The following is a 10,067-nucleotide window of genomic DNA, read 5'->3' as shown; positions in this document are numbered from 1 at the left end:
GCACTGTCGCATCCGACAACCGCACTGTCGCATCCGACAACCGCACTGTCGCATCCGACAACCGCACTGTCGCATCCGACAACCGCCAGGACTGACCCCCTCGAAATCGGTGAGCGATGCGGGCTCGCGCAAGCGAGCACCCGACCCGGGCAAGGCTCCGGCTCAATGCCCTCGTTCCCGGTCGATCCCCGGGTGGCTCGAGTCGCCGGGCTCGTGACGCGGGTTGGCGGTCTCGAAGGTTCCGTCCGCGCCCGGTATGGCCATCAGGTCTTCCTTGTCGTAGATGAAGTGCTCGCGACGAGTCGAAGGGGGCATATGCACGCCCGTGTCCATGCGAATCGCATCGCAAGGACATGCCTCTACGCAGTAACCGCAAAAGATGCAGCGTAGCTCGTCGATCACGAATACCTTGGGATAACGCTCGTAGCCGTAGCGCGGGTCGTCTGGTTCGTACTCGGCCGCTTCAATGTGAATGCACTGGGCAGGGCAAGCTGTACTGCAGCACAGGCACGCGACACAGCGCGGAGAACCGTCGCTGCGGTGCGTGAGACGATGCACACCTCGAAACCGCTCTGGATAGGTGAGCTTCTCCTCCGGGTAGTTCAGCGTCACGATGTCACCCTTGTCCCGCGGCAGGAAGGTGTTCTTCGCGAAGCGCTTGATGGTCACGGCCAGACCCTTGGCGATCTCCGGCACATAGGACTGTTCACCGATGCCCATCCGGGGCTTTGGAATTAGCTTTGCCATCGTCCAATCTCACTCGCTTCGGTTCAGACGCGCCCCTCCGCAGCCCTCGGCTCCGCAGGCGCGGAAGCCCCCATGGCCCTGCGCAGATCGGGCAATCTGTCGTATGCGAACGGCTTGCTCATGGCCTTGGCCAGCGCGGCAATGGCCGCCCAGGCCGGCTGGACCCCCACGGCCGGTGGCAGCGCGCGGCGAAAGCGCTGCGCCTTGCCGTCGCGGTTCACGAAGGTGCCATCCATCTCCGCATAACAGGCTACCGGCAGCACCAGGGAGGCCGGGGCAAGGAGCGGCCCGGCGTGACTGGCCAGCAAGACCAGCACCTCGAGCTTGGCCAGCGCGGTCAATTGCTCCTGAGGCTCGTCGCTTTCGGCCCCGAGGCCCACCACGGCCCGAACGAGACCCGATTCGACGTCCTTGGCCAGGTCTGCCAAGGTGCCTAGCCGCTTTCCCGCCACCTGCTGCGCACCGGCACGATTGGGGTTGTTATCGGAGTCCCGCAGGATGTCGTCCCCCTCCCAGCCGCCGAGCGCGGCCAGGTACATGCGCGATGCGCCAAGGACCCCGGTCGCCAACTGCGCTAGCGCGAAGTTGTCCTCGTTGCAGTACTGCGCGCTCAACACGACGGCGTGTGTGCCCGCCTCGATCCGACCCAGCGCTTCGGCTGCAACGCTCAGGGCCTGGGCGACGCTGAGTATCCTACCCTGCCCCCTTCTGAAACCGCCAGCATCGTCGACACCCTCAGCATGGGAATCGCGGCCGTTTGCGCGACCGTCTCCGTTACCTGCGTGTTTTGCGTCCCACACACGCGCCGCGCGAACGCGATCTTCATGGATGCGCTGATAGGTCAGCATGCCATCGTCGCACATCCAGAAGCCGTTCACTTCCGAGTTGTCACGCGGTCGCAGCCGGTGGGCGCGGTTGTCGCGCGGATCGTAGTCGATGAACGAGTTGCATCCGGTCGCGCAGCCGGGACAAACACTCGGCGCGGCTCGCAGGAACCAAACGCGCGCTTTGAACCGGAAATCCCGGCTGGTGAGCGCCCCCACGGGACACACGTGCTCGGTCATCAGGGTGTAGCGATGGTCGAGCTCGCGACCGGGGCTGAGGATGATCTCGTTGCGGTTGCCGCGCTCGCGCATATCGAGCACATGGTCGTGAACCAGCTCATCGCAGACGCGGATGCAGCGCGTGCACACGATGCAGCGCTCCGCGTCGTAGACGATGGTTGGACCGAAACGCACGCCCTTGGGCTTGTGAACGGGCTCACCTCGTTTGCGCTTGAGCGAGCCCTGGCTGGTCAGCCAGTAGTCCTGCAGCTTGCACTCCCCGGCCTGGTCGCAAATCGGGCAGTCCACGGGGTGGTTCAACAGCAGAAACTCCTGTACAGCGGCCTGGGCCTTCAGGGCGTTGCCGCTCCGGGCCAGCACCTGCATGCCTTCGGCGGCGCCGGTCTGGCATGACGGCACGAGTTTGGGCTTGTCGACCGGCGTGTACTGCTGCGCCTGGTCGTCCCAGCGCAACACCGGCAACATCATGGGGCGGTCGCTCTTGATCTCGACCAGGCACATGCGGCAGTTGGCGGCCACCGAAAGCCCGGGATGCCAGCAGTAGTGAGGGATCTCCACACCCTGCCGCCACGCCGCCTTGATGATGCTATCGCCCTTCTCGAAGGGTATCTCCTGGCCGTCCAGCGTGAACGTGGGCATTCGACAACTCCAGGCGCTAGCGATCGCGCTCGCCACCCATCACGTTGATGGATTCCGGTTCGGCAACCTTCGCCCCCAAGCGCAGGCGCGAGGGTACCAGGTTCGCTGCGAAGCGGTACCGATCAGGTCGCATCCGGCTCGCCGCGATCCGTTTCGGCCGTGGATTCGCTCAGCGCCTGCCGCTGGCCCTGCTGCAGGCCGATCGCGGGTGAAACCTGCAGATCGCGGCCCCGGCCCCGCTGCAACCAATCCACACGGCTGTAGGGCTGACCCTCGTCACCGCCAAAAGGCATGACCTTCTCGATACCTCCTGTCTCCCTGTAGGGTACCAGCGGCTGTGCTTTTTCGATGGGATAGTCCTTGCGCAACGGATGCCCCTCGAATTCCTCGTACATCAGAATACGCCTGAGGTCCGGGTGCCCCTCGAAGCGTATACCGAACATGTCCCACACTTCGCGCTCGGCCCAGTCCGCACCCTCCCACACGGCGGTCACGCTGGCGATGGGCTGCGCGTGCGGCAGCTGCGCCTTGATGCGAACCCGGTGGTTGTGGGCGGCGGAGCGCAGACTCAACACGACCTCGAAACGACAGCCGCCTTCGTCGCTCTCACGCTCTGGATAGTCAACGGCCGTAAGATCGATGAAGTGGTCCATGGCACAAGCGTCATCGTCGCGCAGGAAGCGCGCTACTTCGGCCCAGTCGTTGGGCCCTACCCGAGCCTCGTCGTCGCCACGGAAATCGCTGCTTGCCAGGATCCTGTCGCCGAACTGCTGCTTCAGCCGCGCTACGACCCGCTGGCTCATGGGCTCGGCACCGGGCACGCGATCAGGAGTCGAGCTGGCGCACCTGGTTTGTGGGCTAGTCCTCCCATTCGAGCGCTCCCTTTCTCCACGCATACACGAGGGTGATGCCCAGAATCCCGAGGAACATCAACATCTCCCACAGGCCGAACCAACCCAGCTCTCGAAACATCACTCCCCACGGGTACAGAAACACCGCCTCGATGTCGAAAACGACAAACAGGATAGCCGTGAGATAGAACTTCACGCTGAGGCGGACGTGCTGAGCGCCCTGGGTGTACGACCCGCTCTCGTAGGGGATCGCCTTGGCCTTCGTCATGTTCTTGGGACCGGCCGAAGACGTTGCGGTGAACATCGCGAACGCAACGACAACGGCCACGAGCAGCAGCAGCATGACAGGCAGGTAGACGCTGACCATCGGTCCGAACCTCGAACTCCTGCTTGGGGGGCCTCGCAAACTGTGTGAAACAGTCGGCGCACAACGACGCGCCCGTCTAGAAGCGCGCTAACGCCCCGCAACTCGAAGGGTTTGTAGTCTTCCCCCCCTGCAGTGTCAATCGTGGCGGGGGCGCCGACGCTCCACGCGTCCACACCGGCAGCCCGAGGCTTTGTTGCGCCCAATCGTGTCACCATTGATATCCATGGTGCTATCCACCTCCCCCGCCCCACTTCGGAGCCAGCCCACCTACCTAAAGACTTGATATTACCGCACGTTTATAAATTTGCTTTGGCAAGAGAAGTCGCCAGCATCCGCCTCGCTCCACACCGCACGCTGGCCGCGATGCTATCCTTGACCGTCTTGGCTCTTCCTGGCGCGGTCTCCGCATTCACCACGAAGACCACGGCCTCCGGCAAACCGATCCGCTGGACGGAGCAAGCGGTCCCCATGCGCATGGGCCGGCAAGTCGTCAACCTGCTCGAGCCCGGCGAGGCCCGCAGGGCCGCCGCAATCGCAACCGATGCCTGGCTCGGGCTGCCGCGCGTTCCAGATGTGCTGCTCCAGGACGGACTTTCCAACGATGGCCCCGGCTACCACCAGGGCACGAGCAGCAACGGCATCTACCTGGTGCGACCCTGGACGTTCGACTCCCAGAAGCTCGCCGTGACCGTGACCACCTACGAGGAGGCAACCGGCAAGATGATCGACGCCGATGTGCTCGTGAACGGAGACGTCGGTTATGACCTGCTCGAGGAGCACGCGGGAGAAGAGCATGCTGCGCAGCACGCGCCGCGGCGGCGCTCCGACGACTACGATCTGGCGGCGGTCCTGACGCATGAGCTCGGACACGTGCTCGGCCTGGGCGAGAGCGAGGCAGATCGTCTGGTGACGATGTGGCCCTACATTCGTCACGGCGAGACCCACCAGCGCAGCATCGAGGCCGACGACGAGCAAGGCGCCATCACGATCTACCGCTCCCAAGTACTCAGCGAGCCGCGAGGCGGTTGCGGCGGTCAGGCGAGCGTTCCCGGCCGCCCCACGCAAACCGGCTCGGTGTGGTGGCTTGTGGGATTGCTCGCGGCGGCAGGGTTGGTCTCCAGGATCATCGCTACGCCCGTGCGCCGTCGCTATGCCCGAAGCCTCGCTCTTGCGTTCTCACCGCTCCTGTTCGCGGGACAGCTCGGAACCGCCCCCGCGGGCGACCCCGCTGCAGCCACCCGCAAGGTCAATCTGCTGCTACAGCAGGGCAAGCTCGCCGAGCTGCAAAGCGCAGTACTCTCAGGAAGCGCCGAGGTCAGACTGGCTGCGGCGCAAGCGCTCGCGGATCAGCCGTACCGAGAGTACCGGCGTCTCGCGAGCCGCCTGGCCGAAGATTCGCACCCCGCGGTTTCGGCTGCGGGTCTCGAGGCGCTCCACAAGACGAGGCACGCGGCGCCGCGGCACTCGGTACCGGCTGCGCAAGCCGGGAGCCGATTGAGCGCGCTGCTGGGCAGCGGACAGCTGCTGCGTGGCAGGATCGCTCGGCTGGGAGCCTCACGCGAGGACGGCCTCATCTTCACGCGCTACGAAGTGGTGGACCAGGCTACCGGGACCGCGCACGGCCTTCGGCTACCCGGAGGCACCCTGAACGGCATCAGCCAACAGGTCGGCGAAGAACCGCTACCGAGCGACGGCGCAGAGCTCGTCGTGGTGCCCCGACGGAACGCACCAGCGGCCTGGGCTCACGTCTCGGGTACGACCCTATATGGGGGATCCCTCGGTCACGGCCCCGCGATCCGCGACGCGCTCTAGCAAGTAGGCGGGGCGACTCTGCTTCAGCAAAACAACCTAAGCCGCTCATTGTCTGGTCAACACCGCAGCGCCGCGACCCGCATCGAACAGATCGCGTGGTCACGGCACGAGAGTAGTTTTCGGTTACACTCGCGGCCCCATGACGTCTCGCGTCCTAGCAGCCCTTCTGGCGCTGGCTCTGCTCGTGGGCTCGCCGGCTGCCCCGGGATCGTTCGTATCCGTTGCCCATGCCCGGCAGGGCGACGAGGCCGCCTCGACCCTGAACGAGCAATTCGGCCGCTACCTCGTCGCGCCCTTCAAGACCGTATTGTTCTGGGACGTCGTGTTCTGGGACAACGGGCGCGAAGGCGAGACCGAGCTGCCGATCATCGTGCTGTGGCTGATCAGCGGCGCGCTGTTCTTCACCCTGCGCATGCGGTTCATCAACCTGCGCGCGTTCTCGCACGCCCTGGTCGTAACCGCGGGTCGCTACGATGATCCGAGCGAGCCCGGCGAGGTAAGCCATTTTCGCGCGTTGGCATCGGCTCTGTCGGCGACCGTGGGCCTGGGAAACATCGCCGGCGTGGCGATTGCCGTGGGAACGGGAGGCCCCGGCGCCACGTTCTGGATGATCTTGGCCGGATTCCTTGGCATGTCGTCCAAATTTGTCGAGTGCACCCTGGGCCAGATGTTTCGCGAGGTCGACAGCAACGGCCGGGTCCTCGGAGGCCCGATGCGTTATCTGTCGGCGGGCCTAAGCGAGCTGGGAATGCCTCGCACCGGAACCTTCCTCGCGATCTTGTTCTCCCTGCTTTGTATCGGGGCGAGCTTCGCAGGAGGCAACATCTTCCAGAGCAATCAATCCTACCAGATGACGGCCGAGGTCATCCCGTTCTTCCGCGACAACCCCACCCTCTACGGGCTGCTGATGGTCTTGCTCGTTGGGATCGTGATCGTGGGCGGCATCCGTCGCATTGGGGCCGTAGCAGGCTACATCGTGCCCGTGATGTGCGGCGTCTACGTGGTTGCCGGCGTCTGGATCCTGCTAAGCAACGTCCAGGCGATTCCTGGAGCGTTCGGACGCATCTTCAGCGAGGCCTTCACTCCCCAGGCTGGCTACGGTGGCTTCCTCGGGGTGTTGGTCACCGGCGTCCGGCGGGCCGCCTTTTCCAACGAAGCGGGCATCGGCTCGGCCGCGATAGCGCACTCGGCGGCAGCGACGAGCGAGCCCGTTCGGGAAGGCATCGTCGCGCTGCTCGAGCCCTTCATCGATACCGTCGTCATCTGCACCATGACCGCGCTCGTGGTAATCGTCACCGGCACCTACACAGGCGGCTACGGGGAGGGCGTGAACATGACCTCGGCAGCCTTCGCGAGCGTGCTGCCCTGGTTTCCCAACGTGCTGTCGCTGGCCGTGTTCTTCTTCGCATTCTCCACGATGATCTCGTGGAGCTACTACGGCGAACGCTGCTGGACCCACGTGTTTGGTGCCCGTACGTCGATCGTCTACAAGCTCCTGTTCCTCGTCTTCACCTTCATAGGCCCCCTGATCACGCTCGGCCATGTGGTGGATTTCGGAGACGTGATGGTGTTCGGGATGGCCTTTCCGAACATGCTGGGAGCGGTACTGCTCGCGCCCAAGGTCCGGGACGCCCTCGACGACTACTGGACACGCCTGAAAACCGGCGCCATGACGCCGGCAAGTGCACGCAATCTCGCGGCCGGCGAGGACCCGCGAGCAGAGGCCCGCTGAAGAGCGGGTGAAACGCGAGCGATAAAAACGGGTGCAGCGCCGTATTGGCGGCATGCCTGATCGGCCTATTTGTGTATGGCAACTTGTTTCACGCCACGCCACGCCAGTTGAGCATCTTCCCTGGTTTGGCCTTCGAGGACGAAAGCGGCTATGGCGCCATTCTGGAAACAGAGCCTCGTTCCGGGTCAGAATGGATGCCAGAGCCAGCGCGCCCGCAGAAAAATACCGCAGGAATAGCAGCGCTATTTCGAGGACTTTTTCGAGGACGAAAGCGGCTATGGCGCCATTCTGGCCCGGAACGACCTAGTCGCCTTCGTTGACGACCAGATCCACCGTCGCCCCGCGGGGCACCACGCTGCCGGGCGTGGGGTCTTGCTCCAAGACAACGTAGGCCCGCTTTGTCCGGTCGTAGCGCTCCCGCACCTGCCCCAGCGTGAGACCGCGCTTGGCGAGCTCGGCCTTGGCTCTGCTCAGCGACAGCCCCACAAGCTTGGGCGTTTGCAGCCCCGTGGGGGCTACGGTCAGGGTGACCGAGCTGCCGGTCTTGACGGGGGTACCTGGAGCGGGCGTGATCGCCGTCACGGTCCCGGGCGGACCCTTGCCCGTCGCAGACGGCGTGCCGACGCGGAGCCCGGCCTGCTCGAGCGCTCGTTTCGCATCGGCCAGCGATCGGCCCACTACCGCCGGGACGCTCACGATCGCACTCCCCTCGGACACGACGACGCTCACCTCGCTCTGCGGGTTCACCTGCGAGCCGGCCAGAGGCGTCTGAGCGGCCACGTGATCGAGCGGGATGCTGGCATGCGAGTCCTTTTCCTTGACCACCAGCCGCAGTCCTCTCGCCCTGAGCACCTCCTCGGCAGCCGCCAGCGGCAGGCTGGTGATGTCGGGCACTTCGACCACCTCGGCTGCTGCCTCGGCGGGCTTGCCCTCCAACAGAGCTTCGAGTCCCGCCAGTCCAAAGCGCTGGACAGCAACGAGAATGCCCACGGTCACGACCGCGGACGTAAGCATGGACAGCAGCACAACGCTGACACACCCTGGACCTGCGCCCCGCCGCCCAAGACCTGGAATCGACACTCGCTCGTCGTCGTACATGCAGCGCATTGTACGCAGATGGGGGCAAAAACCCAGGGGTCAGCCCCCATCTGTCGCCAACTTCGAGGCGAATCGCCCAAGGCGGCTGTGCGGTAGCCGCCGATCCGCGGTCGAGGCACCGGAGGCATGGTTGACACCTATCGGAGCTGTCGCCGCTGCGCTCCTGCGATCCCGGAGGACGCGGCCGCTTGTGCGGGCGGATCGGGCACGCGGCCCCCAATCGACGCAACCGCCGGCGGCTGGTGACCGATGCGGGCTGGCCGAGCACTGGCCGAGCAAGTACGTTGCGGGGGTGATCGAGGCTACCGGCGGGCGCTGGCCCGCCACGGCTACACGGCCCCCCTTGGGATGTATGCTGGCGTCCGTTGCGCTCGCTTTTGCGCTGACGGGCCACAGCGGTTCGGCGCGCGCTCAGAGCGGGCTCACTGCGCCACCGAAACCGCGAGTGCGAAACGTAAAGCCCCTGCGCGCCAACCCCGGTACGTTGGTCCGAATCTTGGGACATGACTTCTCGCCGCGCACCGCAGGCAACCGCGTGACGCTTGGCGATGAGCCTGTCATTGTGCTGCAGGCCGCTCCCGGGTGGCTCGATGTGATCGCCCCCGAGAGGCCAACCTCGGGACGTTTTCGCGTAGAGGTGGCGGGCGCAGGCACCGCTACCAGCCCTCAAACCTTCGTCGTGCGCGCGCCGCTCCGCATCGAGGCCATGCACCCTGATGCCGCGCCACCGGGAAGCCGCGTCACCCTCCGGGGAACCGGCTTCGGCCGCGACCCGCGGCGGCTAAGGGTCCTGCTGGGCAAGCGGCCGGTGCGTGTGCTGAGCGCACGAGACCAAGAGCTGTCGATCCTGATCCCCTCCTCGGCGGTTTCGGGCCGATTCGAGCTGCGCCTGCCCAAACAGCCCCCGGCCCGCTCGCCGGGCGACTTCGTCGTCCTCGGACAGCCGCGTCTGGAGCGCATCGAGCCGCCAGCGGCTGTAGCAGGCCAGCTGGTCACGCTGCACGGCCGCCATTTCGGTTCGGACGCGAACTCCGTTGAGGTACGGCTCGGCCAGCGCCCGCTGGCGATCGAGCACATCGAACCAACGCGCATCATCGCTCGCGTGCCGGGCGGGGCTCGCAGCCAGAGGATGTCCCTGAAGGTGAGCGGGTTGGCGCCGGTCCTGTCCAAGCAGCGCTTCCGAATCCTGCCGCCGCTGCGCGTTCTGAGCTTCGCTCCGCGTGCGGCGCCCGTGGGGTCGCTTGTGAAGCTGCAGGGTCAGGGCTTCTCCCCGGAGCTCGAGCAAAACAGCGTGAAGCTCGGGGCGTTCCCCATGCAGATCGTGAGCGCCGAACCCGAGGAGCTCAGCGTGCGAGTGCCTCGGGTGCCAAGCGATCTGCTCACGGTGCGGGTGGGGTCGGGTGCGGCCGTCCGCACAGCGGAGCCGCTCTTGGTGCTGCTTGCACCGCACGTCGAGTATTTCGAACCGGCCGAGGCGGCTCCCGGCGGCACCCTCACGATCGTGGGCCGCAACTTTGTCGAGGACTCGAGGCTGGTACGGGTCGAGCTGGAAGGCATCCCGCTCCAGATAGAGCACGCCAGCAAGACGCGCCTGCTCGTCAGGCTGCCGGCGCAGGCCCGTTCAGGAAGGCTCAGCGTGACCGTGCGGCTGCAGGGCCGCTCGACCGCGCGCCAGCCGTTGCTCGTCCGAGCGCCTCGACCCGCAAGCGATCCTTAGCAGGGCTCGCGACGGCGTGCTTTCGGGCTATACTCCGCGG

General features: G+C 65.7%; 8 protein-coding genes. 3 read left to right on the top strand and 5 right to left on the bottom strand.

All coding sequences use genetic code 11. The annotated features are described in order from the left end of the window. Positions 1 to 162: 162 nt before the first annotated feature. The 4 genes from MJD61_05395 to MJD61_05380 form a co-directional block, all read right to left on the bottom strand. Positions 163 to 747, bottom strand: a complete 585-nt coding sequence (locus tag MJD61_05395; protein MCG8554712.1) for an NADH-quinone oxidoreductase subunit I — start codon at positions 745 to 747, stop codon at positions 163 to 165. Between the two features lie 23 nt (positions 748 to 770). Continuing rightward, the gene (locus tag MJD61_05390) at positions 771 to 2,450 is read right to left on the bottom strand and encodes a 2Fe-2S iron-sulfur cluster-binding protein (GenBank protein MCG8554711.1); all 1,680 of its coding nucleotides are present in this window, start codon (positions 2,448 to 2,450) and stop codon (positions 771 to 773) included. Positions 2,451 to 2,572: 122 nt separating this feature from the next. Next, positions 2,573 to 3,253 carry an NADH-quinone oxidoreductase subunit C gene (locus MJD61_05385; protein MCG8554710.1) on the bottom strand — a complete coding sequence of 227 codons (681 nt, stop codon included), beginning with the start codon at positions 3,251 to 3,253 and terminating at the stop codon, positions 2,573 to 2,575. Positions 3,254 to 3,308: 55 nt separating this feature from the next. Beyond that, positions 3,309 to 3,668 (bottom strand): NADH-quinone oxidoreductase subunit A, encoded by a 360-nt coding sequence (locus tag MJD61_05380; protein ID MCG8554709.1) that lies wholly within the window; start codon positions 3,666 to 3,668, stop codon positions 3,309 to 3,311. A 363-nt stretch (positions 3,669 to 4,031) separates the two neighbouring features. Between MJD61_05380 and MJD61_05375 the strand changes: the two genes are divergently transcribed. Together MJD61_05375 and MJD61_05370 are read left to right on the top strand one after the other, a co-directional pair. Further along, on the top strand, positions 4,032 to 5,480 hold the full coding sequence (locus MJD61_05375) for a matrixin family metalloprotease (protein MCG8554708.1): 1,449 nt from the start codon (positions 4,032 to 4,034) through the stop codon (positions 5,478 to 5,480). 139 nt (positions 5,481 to 5,619) lie between these two features. After that, positions 5,620 to 7,212 (top strand): alanine:cation symporter family protein, encoded by a 1,593-nt coding sequence (locus tag MJD61_05370; GenBank protein ID MCG8554707.1) that lies wholly within the window; start codon positions 5,620 to 5,622, stop codon positions 7,210 to 7,212. 303 nt (positions 7,213 to 7,515) lie between these two features. Here the strand turns inward: MJD61_05370 and MJD61_05365 are convergent, their stop codons facing one another. Continuing rightward, the gene (locus MJD61_05365) at positions 7,516 to 8,310 is read right to left on the bottom strand and encodes a PASTA domain-containing protein (protein MCG8554706.1); all 795 of its coding nucleotides are present in this window, start codon (positions 8,308 to 8,310) and stop codon (positions 7,516 to 7,518) included. A 352-nt stretch (positions 8,311 to 8,662) separates the two neighbouring features. On the opposite strand from MJD61_05365, the gene MJD61_05360 reads away from it, so the two are divergent. Further along, positions 8,663 to 10,027, top strand: a complete 1,365-nt coding sequence (locus MJD61_05360) for an IPT/TIG domain-containing protein (protein MCG8554705.1) — start codon at positions 8,663 to 8,665, stop codon at positions 10,025 to 10,027. The last annotated feature ends 40 nt before the right edge of the window (positions 10,028 to 10,067 follow it).

The sequence above is a fragment of the Pseudomonadota bacterium genome, assembly GCA_022361155.1.
In the GTDB taxonomy this organism is placed as follows: Bacteria; Myxococcota_A; Polyangia; order Polyangiales; family JAKSBK01; genus JAKSBK01.
The sequence above is the reverse complement of the archived record's forward strand: the minus strand, read 5'-3'. Positions and strand labels throughout refer to the sequence as shown.

What these genes read in the sequence shown, in the direction of transcription:
- MJD61_05395 (MCG8554712.1), bottom strand. Translation starts at nt 747, where the DNA reads ATGGCAAAGCTAATTCCAAAGCCCCGGATGGGCATCGGTGAACAGTCC.
- MJD61_05390 (MCG8554711.1), bottom strand. Translation starts at nt 2,450, where the DNA reads ATGCCCACGTTCACGCTGGACGGCCAGGAGATACCCTTCGAGAAGGGC.
- MJD61_05385 (MCG8554710.1), bottom strand. Translation starts at nt 3,253, where the DNA reads ATGAGCCAGCGGGTCGTAGCGCGGCTGAAGCAGCAGTTCGGCGACAGG.
- MJD61_05380 (MCG8554709.1), bottom strand. Translation starts at nt 3,668, where the DNA reads ATGGTCAGCGTCTACCTGCCTGTCATGCTGCTGCTGCTCGTGGCCGTT.
- MJD61_05375 (MCG8554708.1), top strand. Translation starts at nt 4,032, where the DNA reads ATGCTATCCTTGACCGTCTTGGCTCTTCCTGGCGCGGTCTCCGCATTC.
- MJD61_05370 (MCG8554707.1), top strand. Translation starts at nt 5,620, where the DNA reads ATGACGTCTCGCGTCCTAGCAGCCCTTCTGGCGCTGGCTCTGCTCGTG.
- MJD61_05365 (MCG8554706.1), bottom strand. Translation starts at nt 8,310, where the DNA reads ATGTACGACGACGAGCGAGTGTCGATTCCAGGTCTTGGGCGGCGGGGC.
- MJD61_05360 (MCG8554705.1), top strand. Translation starts at nt 8,663, where the DNA reads ATGCTGGCGTCCGTTGCGCTCGCTTTTGCGCTGACGGGCCACAGCGGT.